Below are 19,924 nucleotides of genomic sequence, written 5' to 3'. Positions count from 1 at the left end.
AAAGAAATCAAACTGTTTTTAAATTTATTTTTTTACACAAAGAGTGAAAAAATTGGAAATTTTACTTTTAGAAATGGAAAAAAGAGACTTTTTTCCCAAATAAGTATCATTTTTATAAATTTTATTAATAAATCAATTAAAAGTCTTATAATTTATAATACTTAATATGAAGAAAGGACTAATTAATGAATTTTTTAAAGAAAAAAAAGTGAACTGTAATATTAATTACAATTTTAACTATCATACTTTTATGATTTTTATGGCAACTAATTTTTGGTTATCATCCACAAACAATTAGTATTACTCAGTTTGAAGATAAAATAAGAGAATATAGTGCATCAACTACTGATGATAAATTTTTCGCAAATATAACAATTAGTGAAAACGAATGAGTTTTAAGATTTCAGGAAATAGGTGGACAAAAAAATAATCATTTTTATGTTCAAGATTACATAGTGCAAATTTCACCAACTATTGCAAATAAATACAATGGAAATATAGCTAAAATAATGGGTGATACTACTTATTTTGAAGCAATTCAAAAAGCACTTGCTTATAAACAATTTGATCAAAATCGACAAGAAGTTAAAACTGAACTTTCTAAATTTATTTTAAATAACAGAATTCAAACTGGTTATTATAGTTTAGGAATTCCACAACCATCAACTTTAAGTAGAATTTTAGGATTTATTCCATTACTAGTTTCTGTAGGTTTCCCTTTAGTTTTATTATTTTTTATTTATAGACAATTTAGAGGTTCAGGAAACGGAAATGGATTATTTGGTGGTCTTCAAAGTAGTCAAGCAACTAAAATAACTTCTGACAAAAAATTTAGCGATATCGCTGGAAATAAAGAAGTAAAAGAAGAAGTTATGGAATTAGTGGATTATTTAAAATATCCACAAAAATATCAAGCAGCTGGAGCAAGAATTCCAAAAGGAATTTTACTTGGTGGTCCTCCAGGTACGGGAAAAACATTACTTGCAAAAGCAACCGCAGGTGAAGCTAATGTACCTTTCTTATTTATTTCAGCTTCTAATTTTGTTGAACTATATGTAGGTATGGGAGCAAAAAGAGTTAGAGAATTATTTAAAGAAGCAAGAAAAGAAGCACCAGCAATTATATTTATTGATGAATTAGATGCTGTTGGACGTTCCAGGGGTTCAGGTATTGGTGGCGGAAACGATGAAAGAGAACAAACACTAAATCAATTACTTGTAGAAATGGATGGAATGGCTGATAATAGCGGTCTTTTAGTAATTGCTGCAACAAACAGAACAGATGTTCTAGATCCTGCTCTTCAAAGACCTGGTCGTTTTGATAGAACTATTACAGTTGGTTATCCAGATGTAAAAGAGAGAGAAGAAATTTTACAATTACACGCAAGAGGTAAAAGGGTTGATAGTTCTATTGATTTTAGAAACATTGCTAAAAGAACTCCTGGTTTTTCTGGTGCGCAATTAGAAAATGTAATAAATGAAGCTTCAATTTTATCAGTTAGAGAAAAAACAGAAGTTATAACTCCAGCACAAATTGATGAAGCAATTGACAGAGTTATGAGTGGTCCTGCTAAAAAACACAGAACAATTACAGAAGCAGAAAGAACAATGGTTGCTTACCACGAAGCTGGTCACGCCGTTGTTGGTATTAAAGTTCCAGGCGGAAGTAAAGTACAAAAAATCACTATTATCCCAAGAGGGAATGCTGGTGGTTACAATTTAATGCTTCCAGAAGAAGAAAAATATAATGCAACTAAATCAGAATTGTTAGCAACAATTGCATCATTTATGGGTGGTAGAGTTGCAGAAGAATTAATTTATGGACAAAAAGAAATTTCTACCGGAGCAGCAAACGATATTGAAAAAGCTACAAAAATAGCAAGAAGAATGGTTACTGAATTTGGTATGTCTGCACTTGGACCAATTCAATATGAAGAAAATACAGGTTCTCCATTCTTAGGTAGAGATTATGCAAAAAATATGTCATTTTCACACCAAGTGGGACATGAAATAGACTTAGAAGTAAGAAAAATAATTTCTGAAGCTTATGAACAAGCAAAAGAAGTGGTTAAAAACAACAGAGAATTATTAGAATTAATTAAAGATTCTCTTCTTGAAAATGAAACTATAGTTTCAGAAGAAATTGAATATATTGCTAAATATATGAAATTACCAGAAAGAAAAGAAAAAGAAGAATATAAAAAACAAGAAGAAATTGATATAGATAAATTAATTGAAGATGTTCAATTAGAAAAGTCTAATGAAGAAAATCCTCAAATGGAAACAGAAAAAGAAGTTCAAGAAACACAACCAATCTTAGATTCAGAAAATAAAGATAAAGAAGATGAAAATAAAATAATCTAAAATATTAAAAGGTGAACATAAAAAGTTCATCTTTTTATTTCTTAATTTACTTCATTAAATTAAATTCTGCTTACAGAATAGAATTTAATGAAAACAAGATTAAGATATTAAAAAGTAAATAATAAATAGCATTTATTTGTATAAAATAAAGAATTTATAATATAATTTAATATATTAATTTATAGTTAAAAAGAAAGGGTAAAATGGAAAGAAATTTTAATGAACAAGAACTAATTAGAAGAAAAAAAATAGACAAATACAAAGAAATGGGAATCAATCCTTTTTCACAAAATCAACCGATTAGCGATAACTCAATTTCACTACTTGTTAAATATAATTCTTATAGCAAAGATGAATTGCATAATAAAGAATTTAAAGCTTCAGTGGTTGGAAGAATAATGACTTTTAGAGGACCTTTTATTGTTATAAAAGATGATGAATCAAGAACACAAATTTATTTTAATAAAAAGGAAAATACTGTATATTCAGAATTAGTAGAAACTTTAGATATAGGAGATATAGTTTATTTTGAAGGTATTGTAATGAAAACAAATACTGGAGAAATTTCACTAAAAGCAGAAAAAGTTCAATTATTAACTAAAGCACTTAAACCACTTCCAGAAAAATATCACGGTTTAACAGATGTTGAAGAAAAATATCGTCGTCGTTATGTGGATTTAATTATCAATGAAGAAGCAAAACAAATTTTTTGAACAAGAAGCAAAATTATTTCTTATGTTAGAAAATTTTTCGATGATTTAAAATATTTAGAAGCTGATACTCCTGTATTACATCCTATTTTAGGTGGTGCAAGTGCTCGTCCATTTACCACTTTTCACAATGCTTTAAGTATGGACTTTTATTTAAGAATAGCTACAGAATTGCCTTTAAAAAAACTTTTAGTAGGTGGTTTTGATAGAGTTTATGAAATAGGAAGAATTTTTAGAAATGAAGGTGTAGATACCACTCATAATCCTGAATTTACTTCAATTGAGTTTTATGAAGCTTATTCAGATTTACACGGAATGATGAAAAGAACTGAAGATTTAATTTCATCTTTAGCTAAAAAACTGGGAAAAGAAGAAATAATGTATGGTGGTCATAAAATTTCACTAAAAGCACCTTTTAGAAAAATTGATATGGTAGATGAAACCTCTAAATATGTAGGTATTGATTTGAAAAAAGCAACATTTGAAGAAATTAAAGAAGTTGCTATCAAACACAAAATAAAAATTGAAAAATATTTTACATCAGGTCACTTAATTAATGAATTATTTGAATTATTTGTTGAAGATACATTAATTCAACCAACATTTGTTTACGGACATCCAATTGAAATTTCTCCATTAGCAAGAGAAAACGAAAAAGATCCAAGATTTACAGACAGAGCAGAATTATTTATCAATAAAAAAGAATATGCTAACATGTTTAGTGAATTAAATGATCCAATCGACCAATTAAAAAGATTTGAATCACAACTTGAAGAAAAAAACGCTGGAAACGATGAAGCTAGTGAAATTGATATGGATTTTGTTGAAGCTTTAGAATACGGAATGCCGCCAGCAGGTGGTTGTGGTATTGGTATAGATAGATTAGTAATGCTATTAACTCAAAAAGAATCAATTAGAGAAATACTTTTATTCCCACACTTAAAAAATAAAGGAAACTAAATGAAAAAATTATTTGCATTTGATTTGGATGGAACATTACTAAGAAGTGATGGAACAATACATCCAGAAACTATTAAAATTTTAAAACAAGCAAAAAGTAAAGGTCATTATTTAGCAATCGCCACAGGTAGAGCAATTGCTTCAACTACAATCTTTTTAAATCAATTTAGTGATTTTGATTTTTTAGTTTCAAACAATGGAGTAGCCATTTATGATGTTAAAAATCAAAAAACTACAATAAAAGAGTTTTTACCTGTTGAATTACTTAAAACCCTTTTAGAAGAAGCTAAAGAAAGCGAAAGTTTCTTTACATTAAGTACAGAAAAAAACGTTTATCCTTTCAAAGATAATAGCAAAACTTTTTCATGATTAACAGAACAAGAAAAAATGGATTATGATGAGCAAGGTTTTAAAACAGAAGAAGAAATTTTAAATGCAATTTACAAAAATAATGAAAAAATAACCCAATTAGCTTTAAGAAATTCTGAAGAAAAAATCAAGCAATTATTTGATAAATACAGCAAATTAATAGGGGATTCATACACTTGTTTGTTAACAAATAGAGTTTATTTAGATGTTAATCCAAAAAATACAGATAAATTTTATGGACTAAAAAAAGTTTTAGAATTATTGAATTTAACAACAAATGACTTAATTACTTTTGGTGATTCAGGAAATGATGTTTTAATGATAAAAAACGCTTATAAAGGATTTGCTATGGAAAACGGAACAGTTTCATCAAAAGAAGTTGCTTGTGAAGTTATTGGAAATCATAATACAGATGCTATTGCTAAAACAATGGAAAAACTAATTTAAGACACAAATTAGTGTCTTTTTTAATAAAATGAAATTAAACATATATAATTTAATATAAATTACTAACTAATAAAATAATAAATTAAATACTATTAATAAAAAATAAAGGAGTAAAATGTTAGAAATCAAAAATCTGTCCAAAATTTTTTATGATAAAAAATTATTCGACAATGTTAATTTAAAATTCACTGAAGGAAACACTTACGGAATTATAGGAGCAAATGGAGCTGGAAAATCTACCTTTTTAAAAATAATTTCAGGGCAAATTGAAGCTTCTTCAGGTGAAATTATCAAAGATAAAAACCAAAGAATTTCAGTTTTGAGTCAAGATCACAATATGTATAATGATTTTAATGTGACTGATGTGGTTATTATGGGAAATGAAGAATTATTTAAAATTCAACAAGAAAAAAATGCAATTTATGAAAATCCAGAAGCTACAGAAGAAGACTATACAAAAGCAGGGGAATTAGAAGAAAAATTCGGTCTAATGGGCGGTTGAAACGCTGAAAATGATGCACAAATTTTATTATCTGGGTTAGATATTCCTAAAGAAAAATGGAATGTAAAAATGAGCGATTTAAAAGCTTCACAAAAGGTAAAAGTTCTTTTAGCAAAGGCTTTATTTGGAAATCCAGATATTTTGATTATGGACGAACCTACTAACCATTTAGATCTAAAAGCAATCAAATGATTAGAAAACTTTTTAGTTGATTATCAAAATATTGTTATTGTTGTTTCACACGATAGTGACTTTTTAGATCAAGTATGTACTAACATTGTAGATATTGATTTTGGTGAAGCTAAAATGTTTACAGGTAATTATAGTTTCTGAAAAGAATCTTCAACATTAATAAGAGAAATGCAAAAAAATTCTAATGCTAAAAAAGAAGAACAAATTGCTAAATTACAGGCTTTTATTGCTAAATTCTCTGCAAATGCTTCAAAATCATCTCAAGCAACATCAAGAAAAAAATCACTTGAAAAAATTACTCTTGAAGAAATTAAACCTTCTTCAAGAAAATATCCTTTTATTAGATTTGATATTTTTAAACAACCAGGAAAGCAAATTTTAAGAGTAGAAGACTTATCTTATGTTAATCCAGAGACAGGAGAAACTTTGTTTGAAAGTTTATCATTTGATATTTTACCTGGCGAAAAAATGGTTTTACTTGGTGAAGACGACATTGCTAAAACCAAACTACTTGAAATTCTGCTTGGACTTGAAAAACCAACTTCTGGTCAAGTTATTTGAGGATCCACAATAACTCCAGAATATTTCCCATCAGATAACTCTAAATATTTTGATAAAGAAGAAAACTTAATGGAATGATTAAGCAAATGACCAATTGAAAATACAGAAGAATCTAATAAAGATAACTCAGATCAAAGAATGAGAAGTTTTTTAGGTAGAATGCTTTTTAGTGGTGATTCTGTTTTTAAAAATGTTAAGGTAACATCCGGTGGAGAAAAAGCAAGATTAATGTTTTCTAGAATGATGCTAAAAGAATCTAATTTTCTTGTATTTGACCAACCTTTAGATCACTTAGATGCAGAATCAATTGATTCAGTAATTGAAGGACTTGCTGATTATAAATCATCTATGATTTTTACAACTTATAATCGTGCTTTAGTTAAACAAGTTTCTAATGTAATTTTAGAAATCAAACCAGATTCCTCTTTTATTTTTAGAGGGACATTAGATGAATATGAGAAAAAAATGGGATACTAATGTTTGATAATATTGCCGCGATTTCATCTGGAGGTTTGGTTAACCAAGCAATTTCCATAATTAGGATCACTGGTCCAGACGCTTTTTTGATTGTTAAAAAAATTTTCACAGGAAAAGTTGGTAAAGATAAAGAAATTACTTATGGTTGAATCAAAAATAAAGATGAACTTATTGATGAAGTTTTAGTAATGTGATTTGAAGGCAAAAATAATTTTATAGGGGAAAATACCGTAGAAATAAATGCACACGGTGGTATAGTTAATACTAATTTAATTCTAGAATTAGTACTAGCTAATGGAGCTAGAATGGCTGAACCAGGAGAATTTTCTAGAAGAGCCTTTTTAAATGGAAAAATGGATTTAATCAAAGCAGAAGCTATCAATGATTTAATCCATGCTAAAACCAAGTTACAAACAAAAGCATCTATTGAAAAATTTGATGGAAAAACAAGTAATTATATTAAAAATTTAATTAGTGAATTGTTAGAAATAATAGCAATTATAGAAGTTAATATCGATTATCCTGAATATGATGATGTAGAAATTTTAACTAATCAAACCCTTTTACCAAAATTAGAAATATTAAAAGAAAAACTCAAAACCACTATAGACCTTTCGGAAAGATCTAGAGTTATTTATGATGGTGTAAAAATCGCTATTGTAGGTAAACCAAATGCTGGAAAATCTTCTTTATTAAATGCTTTTTTAAATGAAGAAAAGGCAATAGTAACAGACGAAGCAGGAACCACAAGAGATGTTATTGAATCTGAGTTTGTTTTAGAAGGTATACCTTTTATAATAAAAGATACTGCTGGTATTAGAAATTCAACAAATAAAGTTGAAAAAATAGGTATAGAACGCTCTTTTAAACAAATAGAAGAATCTGATATTGTCATCCATTTACTTGATGCATCAGTAGAAACTGACCAATTCGATCAACAAATTGTTGATTTTTCTAAAAATAAACAATATATCCCTGTTCATAATAAAAAAGATTTATTGGATTCTAAAAAATTAGATAATACCAAAATTTATATAAGTGCTAAAAATAAAGAAATAGAAAATCTCGAGAATGAGATTATAAAAAATTATCAAAACATTGATATTAATAATGAAAAAGTTATTACAAATATAAGACAACTTTCTTTAATAAAATCTTCTTTTCTTTCAATAGAAAACGCCATTTTTTCTTTAAAAAATGGTTTTGAACCAGATATAGTTATAGTAGATTTAAGAAAGTCGTGAGAAGACTTGGTAAATATTAAAGGTAAAGCAGATAATGAAACCTTATTGGATTCAATGTTTAAAAATTTTTGTCTTGGAAAATAATTATATTTTGAATAAATCATACCAGTAATTTTTACTGGTATTTTTAATTTCAAAAACTATTTAAACGGTATCACTATTTTGCATATTTCAAAGAAAAAAAATCGAAAATGAAAAAAAATGAATTATTTTATATTTTTTAAATTTATTCTATTGAAAAAATAAAAAAAAGAACAAATAAGAATAAAATTGTATTGAAAGGAGAAAATATGTTCATACCAAATACAGTTATAGAGAAAAAAATTGACTTTAAAAACGAAATAAATCAAAAGTTACAAAAACTAGATTACTTAATATTGTTAAAATCAATGTTTTTAGAAGCAGAAAGTTCTTATTCTGCTAAATTATTTAAAATTAGATTATTAAAATATATTAATAATTTATCTTTGCTTCCTGAAAAAGAGCAAAAAACTTTTTTAGGAGAAGACTCAACTACTAAAATTAAAATTTTAAAGAATATGTATTTTTACAAAAAATTTAATAAGGACGTTGGTCATTTATTAAATATTAGTCAAAGAAGCGTTATAAAAGAAGATGCAGCCAAAGTAGTAAGTTCTCTTCACTCACTCTTAAATCAACCTTATCTAGATTCTTTGAAATATCAACTTTTTCAAGATGTTTTTAATATTATTTATATAGCAGTAAGTCCTTTGTTACCCATACCAGAGGAAGTTTCTATTGGTTTAGATCTTTCTGATTTATTAAATGAAATTATTAACGATGTTCGTCAAAGTAATACTTTATCAGATCCAGATAGAGCAAAAAAGTTATTTTCCATAGTATTGAAAGACAAAAGAAATGGAAAAAATTCAACAATAAGTCAAGATAACGAAATTCTTGATTCTATAATAAAATTATTAGATGATAGACCAGTATTTAAGTTTTATAAAAAATACTTTGAATCTTTAAAAAAAGATAATTTTATTGATAATAATTATGATTACGACATAAATAGATATTAAATTAAAGGAGAAAAAATATGTTTATTAATATTCCAGCACCTGTTCAAAAAACAGAAATAAAAACAAACTTTTCCAAAAATGAAATTAATTTTTTTGATTTCTTAATTTCAAATAAAAATAATGAACTTTTAAAAGAAAGTCAATATAAATCAAAAATTTTCAAAATTAGAGTTTTAAAACAAATTAAATTAATAGATGATGCCTCTGTTCATCAACTTACTCAAGTTTTCGGTCAAACAAATGCATTAATGCTTAAAAAAACAATAAAAGATATTAAAGAAAATTCTATAATGTATAAAAAATTTCAAAAAGAAGTTTCACATCTTTTAAATGTAGGACAAAGTAGAAGCGTTATAGAAGGAGAAGTTCTTGACAAAGTAGAGGAACTAAAAAAATCATATGAAAGTTTTCTTAAAACTGAAAAAGAACATTCACAAGCACTAAAATATACAACAATAGGTTTTACTTTAGGATTTTTCACTATTCCTGGTGCAATAGTTACAGCTAGTGTACGTGCTTATGTGGACTCACAAATAAAAAAATATGAAGAATTTTTAGATAGATTAGCAAAAATAACTTATAAAGATTTAGAAAATGGTGATAATTCTACCAATTCTCAAGATAGAGATGTTCTTGCTCAATTGGTTCAATTATCTGAAGATTCAGATTATAATTATTACAAAACCTTTTTTAAAAATAAATTAGATGAAAAATTTATATCAGATAACTCAAATTATGATTATAGATATTAAAAAATAAAAGAGGAAGAATATGGAAAAAATATTTTATAGATTCGCTTATGCGATAATAAGAAACTTTATTTTGTTACTTGTTTATAATGTATTATTAATAATTTATTTATCTTTACTTGCATATTTTACAATAATTAGAGATCCATTTTTTTGACAAAGTGAATGAACTTTATTTTTTGCTTTCATTTGACCCGCTTTCATAATTGTACCTTCATACATCTGAAACACAGTTTTTCTTTTTAAAATTTTTAAATTAACAAAAAAAGCAGAGAAATTAGAAGAAGACAAAATAAAAAAAATAGAAAAATATTTCAAATTTTTATTTATAGTTGCTTTTTGAGGTAAAAAATCACAAGAAAAACTTGAAAAAAAATCAATTAAACAAAAAGAAAGATTAGAAAAAATTTCTGGAATAAATCCTTTATTTGGATTATTATTTCCAATTTATTGAATTATTTTCTACTCAAATTAATTGTTTATAATAACTATTTATAAACAATTACATTTAATAAATAAAAATCTAAATATTCAAATAAAATAAATATCACAGTTACAAATAAAGAAAAAATCAAAAACAAATTTGTAAAAACTAAAATTTAGTTTTTTGATTTTTTAATTTTAGACAAAATAATACTTTTTTAAAAATAGTAAAAGGAGCTTAATATGGAAAAAATATTATATAAATTAGGTATAGTTATAAAAAGAAATATTTTTTTAATTCTTACAAATTATTTATTATTTTGAATTTATTTTATTTTACTTACATATTTTACAATTATTAAAGTAACTTTTTTTTGAAAAAATTGATGATTTTTTGTTTTAGTTAGTTTTGCACCAGCTTTTGCAATAATGCCTTTATATATTTGAAATTTATATAACTTATTGAAAATTTTTAAAATCACTAAAGACAAAGAAAATTTAGAAGAATGAGAAATAACAAAAATTAATAAATATTTTAAAGTTTTATTTTTAATAGGATTTTGAGGAAAAAAATCAGAAAATAAATTAGAAAAAAAATCAATTAAACAAAAAGAAAAATTGAAAAGAATAGCTTGTACACATCCTTTATTGGGTTTATATGTTCAAATAAATTTAGTTTTCTTTACTAAAGAGGTGAAAAATGATAAATTTAAAAAATAAAATCAGAATTTCTTTCTATTTAAAGACTTATTCTAACATTTTATTTTTCATTTGAATAAGTGTGATAATAATAGTATGAACTACTCTTTCTTTAGATTATAAATATTTTCCATTATTTTGATTTGGTTGAGGAACTTTATGAGTTGCTGGTATTTTATATCTTTATATTTTGTTTGTATATATGAAATTAATAAAAATAAGAATTAAAGTAGAAGAGAATCCTGATATAGAGATAAAATTTAAATCCTTTTTTATTTTTTTTATAAAAGAAAAAACAATAATGAAATTTATTTCTGATTCTAAATATCAAGCAAAATTAAATTTTGCTTTAAAAATGTATAATAAAAGATTACTATTAAGTACTTTTTTACCTATTCCTTATTACTTAATTTTAAAGTTAAAAATTAAAAAGGAAGAAAAAAACCAAAGAACTTTAATAATGGAAAAAATAAATCGTATTTCTGAAGATTTGGCAAATTTAAAAATTAATACTATAATAAAAGGCAGTTTTGCTTTTAATTTCTTTAAAAATTTTAAATTTTTAGGTAAATATAATGATGTTGATTTATTTTTAAAGTATGGGGATTTAATTGATAAAAAAGAAATTTTAAACATTTTTGAAAAACATGGAAAAGTTGTTTTTCACAATTCTTTTCTTATTTCTTTAATAATAAATCTAAAAGATAAAGAAACTCGTTTTGAATTTTTTCTAACTGAAGATATTGATTTATCTTTATGTAATAAACAAAATGAACATTTATATATTGCACCAGTAGAATACTTATTTTTAGCAAAAATATTTCACTTGCCTAAATTAGAAAAAACAGAAATATTCCCTTATGATGAAAAAATGCAGAAAACTATTTTCATTATTAAACAAATACTGAATAATAAACAAAAATGAAATATGAATATTATTAACTCACTAATAGAACAAATATATTTAAATAATTTAAAACTTATTTTTCACATTGAATACGACGAAAAAGATTTAAGTATTTCATCTTTTATTCAAAAGAAAAAAGAGTGAGTAGAAAAGAAATTTACAAGCAAAGATTTACTAAATTTAAATCAATTTACGGAAAAATTCTTTTTAAAAAATAAAATGTCAGATTTTTTTGATTTTCTTTTTTTAAAAAGAAAAATAATTATTGAAAGTTTATATGAAACACCAATAATAGAAGTTATTAATACTTATGAGTGAAATTTTAATAACTCACAGTTATTATTTAATTCAAGCATTTCTTTTGATGAATTTTATGAAAGTAATACTAAAATTATTAATAATATTATTTATACTAATTCAAAAGAACAAATATACTGATTAATGCTAAATATCTTAATAAATGAAAATGAAGAAAATTTAAAAACAAAATTAGAGATTGATTTAAATAAAGAATTTTCTGAAATTTTAAATAAAAATAAAGATATGTATGAAATTAACATAAATGATTTAATATTAAAAATAAAAGAAATTTATTTTAAATCATCAACAATGTAAATTGTATATTTAAAAACATTTTTAATCCTAATAAAATAATAAACCGAAACACATCTAAAAAGATTTGAAGAGAATGTGTTCCGGTTTTTTTCAATGAAAATTTGAAATTTTTCTTATTTTATTTATTTTTTGTTCATAAAAATTAAAATTCTATGTATTATATTTGATATAATTAAATATATAAGTATTTAAAAAGGAAAAAGTATGAAGAAAAAAAGAAAATCTTTAAATTTATTATGAACAATTCCAACTGTTACATTTTTCTCTTCTCTTACTGTATCTTGCAAATATGGAGAAGAATCAATAGAAAAAACTAAAATAAATAATCCTAAAACTCCAACAGAAAATGAAAAAAGAAAAGAAAAAACTGAGGTCCCAATTGTCCCAGTTGCTGAAAAACAAACAAAAAAACCTGTAGAAAAAGGTAAAGTAGAGAATACAAAACCAGAAGATCAAAAAGAAGAAAAAGATAATATTACAACTAAAACAGATGATCAAAAAACTAAAGTAAATTCTGAAAACAAAAATTCAGAAAATCCAGACAAAAATAATTCTCCAGTAGATAATCAAAATGAAGAAGAGATTATTAATAAAACTCCTGTTTGAGATGAAGAAACTCCTGATTTAACAGGAAATAGAGTAAATAAATATAGTATTGAAGAATATTTAAACTCTCCTGAAAGAGCAAAATTATCTAAAATAAAAACTTTAAGAGGTTGATCAAATGAAAAGTTTTTAAAAGAAATTAAAAAATCAGGAGCTTTGGATAATTTAACTTATAAAGATGAAAGCGATTCTGTCCAATATATTGCTCCTTTTGATAAAAGTAAACCTAAATCAAATACAATTTATCAATTAACAGTTTATTCTTTTGCTGATGGTAATAATGATGGAATTGGTGATTTTATAGGATTGAAAGACAATATAGATTATTTTGTTAATTTAGGTATTGATACTTTATATTTATCACCAATTCATCCTGCAAGTTCTTATCATGGTTATGATGTAATTGATTATACAAAAGTTGCTCCTGAACTTGGTGGATTAAAAGCATTTGAAGAATTTTTAAAAGTAGCTCACTCTAAAGGAATTAAAGTTGTAATAGATATGGTATTTAATCATACTTCTTATGAGCATCCTTGATTCCAAAGAGCACTTGCTGGTGATGAAAAATATCAAAAATATTATTATTTTTACAATTCAGAAAACAATCCATTAGGAAATGAAGGACAAGATAATATAAGACAATACTTTAAAAATGTTTATGATAAAGTTCATCTAGAAAACAATCCAAAATCTTCAAATAAAAAATGAGTTGCTCAATTTTGAGCAGGAATGCCTGATTTAAATCTTACAAATGAAGATGTTTTAAAAGAAATAGATTATGTCCACAAATTCTGAGCAGCAAAAGGAGTTGATGGATTTAGATATGATGCTTTTGAACATTACTTTAAATCTGATAATCCTAAAAAACCAAGAGCTAATAATAGTGATATGGTAAGAAATTTATTTGAAAGATGAAGAGATGTTGTACAAGGTGAATATAAAAAAGCAAATACTGCAGGAATTTCTAGATTTAGCGATAGAACCTTTTTATTTGGTGAATGATGAAGAGATCCAGCAGAAGCAGAAATTAAAGGTTATTGAGGAGGATGAGAAGGTTCAAAACCAGGTTTAAGTTCAGTTATTGATGGAACTAAATGAAAAAATAAACTTAATGTCTCATTAAATCCAAATGATGAAAAAAATGTAATAAAAAGTTTAACAGATACTTTAAACCAAAAACATGAATGATTACCTTTTTTAGATAATCATGATGTTGAAAGATGAATTATAACTTTTAAAGAACAAAATAATAGACCAGTAATAATTTCACCACATAGATTAGATGATGATGAAAGATCCGCTTATGAATATGCTCTTACTTCCTTACTTTCTCGTGGTGGTCATCCTATTTTATATGATGGAAATGAACTTTTAATGCAAGGTGGAAAAAAAGACGGGCAAACTGATACACACATTAGAGAAGCATTTAATTGAAAAGATCTCAAAAAACGTGTATTTTTCCAAGATGAAAGAGATAGAGATAACTTTATCACAACATTATCTTCAGCGGGAGAAGGAAAAGTAGAAGATATTGTTGCTAATGAAAATTCAGCATATAATTTAGTTTCTAAGATAAATAAAGCAAGACAAAGATTTATTTCAATGAGAGAAATGGATGAAAAATATGTTGGTGATCCAAATGAAATTCTTTGAATTTGACACGATAATGCACTTAGATATGATGAAATGACAGTAAGAAAAAATGAAGATGGCACATACTTATTAGCTATTTATTCTTGAGGTAATAGACCACAAGCAAACACTTCTTTAAAAGAAGGATTTGAAATTGAAGAAACCTTACTTTCTAAAAATATAACAACAAGAGTTTCCGATGGTTCAACTTTTATTGAAGGAACAGGAAATGGAAAAATCGGACTATTTTTAATTAGAAGAAAATCTTAATATAATAACAGAATTCCAGAAAACTGGAATTTTTGTTTTTTAAAATCAAAAATATGTTTAAATAAAGGAAATTCTAAATAAATATGCACTTTTTATCTTTGTAAAATAAAAATTTATGAATAAGTTATATAATTAAATAAAGGAGGTGTTTATGAAATTATTTAAAATAAAAAGAAAATTTTTATATTCTACAATTATTACAACTATTCCTGTTTTTTCTATTATTTCTTGTTCTAACCAAGCTTCAGTTGAAGAACAAAAAGAAGATAAAATCAATGATTTTTATTATTGAAATTTAAATAAAATAGAAGATTTAAGAGAAAAAGATAACATAGATTTTATAGACTTAAGTAGAGAACAATCTAATAATCTTTTTCAAAATCAAACATCAAAAGTTATATTTTTTAATAAAAAAGAAGAAAAAGAATTAGATTTAAACAGATTTTGATCTTATCGAACAAAATATGAACAAACTAAATTTGACTCTAAAGTGTTTAACATTACAGAAAATAAAGCAAATTACAAGTTTTTAATTTCAGAAGAAAGTATTGATTCACAAATTAAAAATTATGACTTTGCTTTAGAAATCAAACTTCTTAATAAAAAGAATTTAGAAAAAACTTCTTTTTGGTGGTCTAAACAAAAAGAAAAAGAAAATTTTCTTTTAGTAAATTTATATAGAAGAGTACAATCTAAAATAGATTATAGTTTAAACTACAGATTGAATAATGAAAAAGATAAGGTTGACACAACAAAAGAAAAACCAATTGTTGATTTTTATAAATATTATGATTTAGTTGCTTCTAATGTTAAATTCAATTCTTTTAACTTTGATAAAACTGAAAAGAAAGCAAAAATTTCAATTAATTTTGATAAAGGACAAAATTTAAAATATAGAAACTTTAATTTATTAGATCAAAATGATTATTTTAGTATAAAAACCATTTCAATTGATACGCCAAATAAAAATTGAAGTAAAACAAGTCAACAAAAAATTCAATCTTTTGAACCGCATCATTTAGTTAAAGATTATATTTTAGAAAAAACAATTTTTAATCGTTTAATTCAATATTCTTTTATTGTGTCAACTGATTTAACTGAAAAAGAATTTAACTCATTAAAAGACATAAACTTGATTTTTAATGATAATGCAGGAGTATATTAAAAAAATTTAATTAAAGAGGAAAAAATGAAAAGAAAAAAATTATTTAAAAAAATATTACTATCAGTATCTCCTATTTTTACACTAACCACTTTTGTTTCAGCAAAAATGGAAACTACTGATACAATTGAGAGAGATCCTAAAATATATAATGATATGTTTTTTAACTTATTTAATCATTTAGGAATAAAAAAAGAAGAACTTAGTTATGCTCCAGTGAAAATTGGAATTATTGATGGAGGTTTAGTTGATTCAAATTTGCTAAAATACAATGGACAAACTTTAAAGGAATATAGAAATTCTGATACTTACAGTTTGTTCCATAATGAAAATCGTCTAAACAAAGATAAAGTAATTTACAATGAAGAAGAATTAGATGATTTAGAAAAAACTGACAAAAATAAGCAAAAAACTTTTGCTGAATTATATAAAAAAAATAGTCATGCTACAGAAATAGCTTCCATTTTAGGAAGTGATTCAGGTTTTTTTAAAAATGCTATTTTTTATTCAACAACATTTAAAGGAAAAAAAGATGGTTGAAATGGAAAAACATATGATAATGTAGAAGTATTAAGAAAAAATTTAGAATTTATGAGAAAGAATAATGTTTTTTACGTTAATATGAGTTATGGTAGTAAATTAGATGAATATCTTTCAGATTTTATAAACTTGAAAAATTATTTTCTTTTTTCTCCTGATAAAGAAAAATTAGAAACTTTTTATAATCTTTTACAAAAAATAGATTCCTTTGAAACAAGTTATTATATATATGATAGAGAATCATCGTTATTAGATGAGTATGCTTATAAATATAATATGAAATTTTTTATTTCAGCCGGTAATGGAAGAGAAGAATTTTCTAATTTTAGATCAGATTTTATAAAAAATAAAGATTTTATATTTTCTACATTAAATAAAATTAAAGATTTAAAAATAACAGAAAATATTAAAGACATTTATAATAAAATTTTGAATAAAATAGAAAATAATCATAATTTTTATCAAAGAGATAATTCTTTAGTTTCATCTAAAAATACTTTTATAATAGGAGCATATGATATAAATACTAAAAAACCTGAGTACTATTCTGAAAATGCAACTGATAATAATAAAAATTCTCCACTTGGTTTAGGACCAGATAATATGCAAATACCTGTTATTTCTATTCTTAATGAAAAAAATAAAAAAAATTTAACTGGAACAAGTTTTTCAACACCAGTTCTTTTAGGTATGTCAATGTTGTTAGAAATAAAAAACAAAAAACCATTTTATGTACCTCAATTAAAAGCTATTCTTACAGCAAGTTTTGAAAGTAAAAACTCTTGAGAACAATATAACGATTTAGAAGGTTTTGGTTATATAAGTTGAGAAAAAATGAAATATTTTAGAGATAAAGCTAAAAAATTAAATATTTATCGTTATCCAGTTGCGGATGGAAATACACATCATTATTATTTATATTCCAATTTAAAATTTTCATCTCCAACAACTGTTGTATTTTCTAATTACTCATATTTACATGAAAAAAATGAATATTATAAATTAGAAAATTTTGATAAATTAAGTGAAGAAGAAATAAAAAAATATGTAAATCCTTTTACTGTTTCAGTGGATGTAGAAATAGTTGCAGATTCATCTGCAGTTTATAAAATTTATCATTTAAGTCATTATGAAAGTACAGCTGCTTATTTACCTGAAAATAGATTGCAAAATGTATCTAAAGTAATAATAAAACCAAGTTCTGATTTAGCAACTGAATATAAACTTAATGTTTTTTCAAATAATGATGTAAATGCAAAAATAATATGATTAACAGGAGTATGAGCAATACTTGATTAAAATGAAAAAATTATTAAATATTATCCCTTTTATTTCTTTGCCTTTAATTGTTTTTTCCTGTTCTAATCAAAAAGTAAATAGAGAGGAAAATAAATTAAAAGAAACAGAAGAAAAACAAAAAAATGAATTTTATAATTTAAATTTAGAAAATATAGCTGATTTAAAAAATAATTGAAAAATTGATTTTATTCAATTAAACAATGAACAAAATAGAGAAATTTTTGCAAATAATGAATCTAAAATAATCTTTTTTGAAAAACCTTATCAAGAAGTAACAGAATTATCTAAAACTCAAAATTCAGAAGAAAAAATAAATGTTACATCTAACAAAAGAGATTATACATTTATTAATAAAAATCAAAACATAGGTAGTGAAATTAAAACTACTGATTTGGGCTTAGAAATTAAACTTCTTAATAAAGATTATTTAAAAAACAAAATTAATTTGAAATTTAAAGAAAATCAAAATTTATTATTAGTAAATTTTTATAGTACTGCAATATCAAGACTTATTGATGGGCATCCTAAAGATCTACACGATCCTTTTAACAAAAACATTACAACAGATATTGTAAAACCAATAGTTGATTTTTCAGAATATCAAAAGTTGGTTTCTTCAAAAATTAAATTTAACTCATTAAATTTTGATAAAAATCAAAATAAAATAAATTTAACTATTGATATAGATGAAAATCAAACAGAAAATGAAAAAATGATTAATTTATTAAATCAAAATTATTTTTTCAATATAAAAACAATATCAGCAATAAAAAAAGAAAAAAAAGATTTTTATATCAATGCAGAAGAACCAGTATATGAACCCTATGGAGTTTCTAAAAAGTATATTTTAAATAATTGAATTTTAGTTCGTTTACTTCAATATTCATTTATTATTCCTGTAAATATTTCAGAAAAAGAATATAATTCCATCAATGATATTAATTTAACACTTAATGATAATGCAGGAGTTTTTAAACATTTAGTACAAGAATCAAAGATTTTAGAAAATTAATAAAGATATTAAAAATTTAGAATTTAAAGAACATTTACAACTTTTTTACCTTCATATTGATATTCATAAATATATAAAATCCCGTTGATAAAAGTTAATTTTAAAGCATTTTTAATAGGAGAGAGTGAAGCTCTAAAAAGTTTCACTCTTTTATTTTGTTCGTTAATATAAAAAGCACCAGGATTATCGTTTAAAGCCTTTATTTTTCTATATGCTTGAATATAATCATCACTTAAAAAAATTTGAGCAAATTCTTTTTCTATTTTAGGCGAAAAAACTACAAGATTGTCATCTTGTTTTTCAGATTTAAGTTCATTTTTAGATAATTTATTTAATCACTGGACAATATTATTTTTTGCAAGTAAAGAAAGTTTATGAAATAAATCTTTTGATGTGTCTTCTTCTTTTATATCTAATTTTGCTTTTGCAAGCATATCTCCTGCATCCATTTCTTTTACCATATACATTAAAGTTACTCCTGTTTCTTTATCACCGTTTAATAAAGCGTGTTGAATAGGAGCAGCACCTCTATATTTAGGAAGTAAGGAACCATGTATATTAATAGCGGCTATTTTAGGTATGCTTAAAACTGAAGTAGGAATTCATTGTCCAAAAGCAGCAGTGACTAAAATATCAAAGTCTATTTTCTTTAATTCTTCCGTAATTTCTGAAATTTTTGTAGGTTGAAATAGCTTTATGTTATATTGGTTAGCTAAAATTTTTACAGGTGTAGGTAAAATTTTATAACCTCTATTTGATGGTTTGTCTGGTTGACTAATAATTGCAACCACTTCAAAATTATTAATAATTTCTTCAAAAATAGGAACTGCAAATTCTGGAGTTCCTGCTAATACAATTTTCATCTTTCTCCTTTAGTTTTCTTTACTTTAAATTATAAAATAAAGAAACAAAAATTTTAATTTAAAATGAATTAATTTATCTAAAAGTAATATAATTAAATTATAGGATAAAAAAAATGAGCGGAATAATTGTTATTATAATTTTAATATTAGGATTAGCTGGATTAGTTTGATTAATTAAACTAGCTAAATTTCTATTTTCTTTAGCAGTAGGTGCTGTGATTATAGGATTAATTTTACTTTTAATTTTTGGACATCATTTCCTGTTTTAGTTAAAGAAAA

At 24.0% G+C, this 19,924-nt stretch carries 16 protein-coding genes; 15 read left to right on the top strand and 1 reads right to left on the bottom strand.

Features of this window, described 5'->3' with window-relative positions:
- Positions 1 to 185: 185 nt before the first annotated feature.
- The 14 genes from ftsH (at position 186) to ACXX86_RS00995 (ending at position 18,782) form a co-directional block, all read left to right on the top strand.
- Positions 186 to 2,363, top strand: coding sequence for an ATP-dependent zinc metalloprotease FtsH (gene ftsH / locus ACXX86_RS01060; protein WP_458560965.1), 2,178 nt, complete (start codon positions 186 to 188; stop codon positions 2,361 to 2,363).
- Positions 2,364 to 2,566: 203 nt separating this feature from the next.
- Complete coding sequence (gene lysS / locus ACXX86_RS01055; RefSeq protein WP_458560964.1) at positions 2,567 to 4,033, top strand: lysine--tRNA ligase; 1,467 nt, start codon at positions 2,567 to 2,569, stop codon at positions 4,031 to 4,033.
- Entirely contained in the window at positions 4,034 to 4,849 is an 816-nt protein-coding gene (locus tag ACXX86_RS01050) for an HAD family hydrolase (protein WP_458557578.1), read from the top strand.
- Positions 4,850 to 4,964: 115 nt separating this feature from the next.
- Positions 4,965 to 6,581 carry an ABC-F family ATP-binding cassette domain-containing protein gene (locus tag ACXX86_RS01045; RefSeq protein ID WP_458560963.1) on the top strand — a complete coding sequence of 539 codons (1,617 nt, stop codon included), beginning with the start codon at positions 4,965 to 4,967 and terminating at the stop codon, positions 6,579 to 6,581.
- The gene (gene mnmE / locus ACXX86_RS01040; RefSeq protein ID WP_458560500.1) at positions 6,581 to 7,909 is read left to right on the top strand and encodes a tRNA uridine-5-carboxymethylaminomethyl(34) synthesis GTPase MnmE; all 1,329 of its coding nucleotides are present in this window, start codon (positions 6,581 to 6,583) and stop codon (positions 7,907 to 7,909) included. Before ACXX86_RS01045 ends, mnmE begins: the two co-directional genes overlap by 1 nt.
- A 206-nt stretch (positions 7,910 to 8,115) precedes the next feature.
- The gene (locus ACXX86_RS01035; protein ID WP_458560501.1) at positions 8,116 to 8,868 is read left to right on the top strand and encodes a hypothetical protein; all 753 of its coding nucleotides are present in this window, start codon (positions 8,116 to 8,118) and stop codon (positions 8,866 to 8,868) included.
- Positions 8,869 to 8,885: 17 nt separating this feature from the next.
- Positions 8,886 to 9,620 carry a hypothetical protein gene (locus ACXX86_RS01030; RefSeq protein ID WP_458560502.1) on the top strand — a complete coding sequence of 245 codons (735 nt, stop codon included), beginning with the start codon at positions 8,886 to 8,888 and terminating at the stop codon, positions 9,618 to 9,620.
- Between the two features lie 19 nt (positions 9,621 to 9,639).
- On the top strand, positions 9,640 to 10,092 hold the full coding sequence (locus ACXX86_RS01025; RefSeq protein WP_458560503.1) for a hypothetical protein: 453 nt from the start codon (positions 9,640 to 9,642) through the stop codon (positions 10,090 to 10,092).
- A gap of 191 nt (positions 10,093 to 10,283) precedes the next feature.
- Positions 10,284 to 10,760, top strand: coding sequence for a hypothetical protein (locus ACXX86_RS01020; RefSeq protein ID WP_458560504.1), 477 nt, complete (start codon positions 10,284 to 10,286; stop codon positions 10,758 to 10,760).
- On the top strand, positions 10,741 to 12,261 hold the full coding sequence (locus tag ACXX86_RS01015) for a hypothetical protein (protein WP_458560962.1): 1,521 nt from the start codon (positions 10,741 to 10,743) through the stop codon (positions 12,259 to 12,261). The genes ACXX86_RS01020 and ACXX86_RS01015 overlap by 20 nt, the downstream gene beginning before the upstream one ends.
- A gap of 204 nt (positions 12,262 to 12,465) precedes the next feature.
- Positions 12,466 to 14,769 carry an alpha-amylase family glycosyl hydrolase gene (locus ACXX86_RS01010; protein WP_458560961.1) on the top strand — a complete coding sequence of 768 codons (2,304 nt, stop codon included), beginning with the start codon at positions 12,466 to 12,468 and terminating at the stop codon, positions 14,767 to 14,769.
- A 151-nt stretch (positions 14,770 to 14,920) separates the two neighbouring features.
- The gene (locus ACXX86_RS01005; protein ID WP_458560392.1) at positions 14,921 to 15,934 is read left to right on the top strand and encodes a hypothetical protein; all 1,014 of its coding nucleotides are present in this window, start codon (positions 14,921 to 14,923) and stop codon (positions 15,932 to 15,934) included.
- Positions 15,935 to 15,958: 24 nt separating this feature from the next.
- Complete coding sequence (locus ACXX86_RS01000) at positions 15,959 to 17,770, top strand: S8 family serine peptidase (RefSeq protein ID WP_458560391.1); 1,812 nt, start codon at positions 15,959 to 15,961, stop codon at positions 17,768 to 17,770.
- Position 17,771: 1 nt separating this feature from the next.
- Positions 17,772 to 18,782 (top strand): hypothetical protein, encoded by a 1,011-nt coding sequence (locus ACXX86_RS00995; protein ID WP_458560390.1) that lies wholly within the window; start codon positions 17,772 to 17,774, stop codon positions 18,780 to 18,782.
- Positions 18,783 to 18,805: 23 nt separating this feature from the next.
- Here ACXX86_RS00995 and fmt read toward each other — a convergent pair whose 3' ends face one another.
- Positions 18,806 to 19,645 (bottom strand): methionyl-tRNA formyltransferase, encoded by an 840-nt coding sequence (gene fmt / locus ACXX86_RS00990; protein WP_436358680.1) that lies wholly within the window; start codon positions 19,643 to 19,645, stop codon positions 18,806 to 18,808.
- Positions 19,646 to 19,758: 113 nt separating this feature from the next.
- Here fmt and ACXX86_RS00985 point away from each other — a divergent pair, with 113 nt between their 5' ends.
- Positions 19,759 to 19,914: a hypothetical protein gene (locus ACXX86_RS00985; protein ID WP_436358679.1), complete on the top strand. Its 156-nt coding sequence runs from the start codon at positions 19,759 to 19,761 to the stop codon at positions 19,912 to 19,914.
- Positions 19,915 to 19,924: the final 10 nt, after the last annotated feature.

This window comes from Mycoplasma sp. CB776, assembly GCF_054343395.1.
Note: the sequence above shows the minus strand (reverse complement) of the source record. Positions and strands in the feature narration are given on the sequence as shown.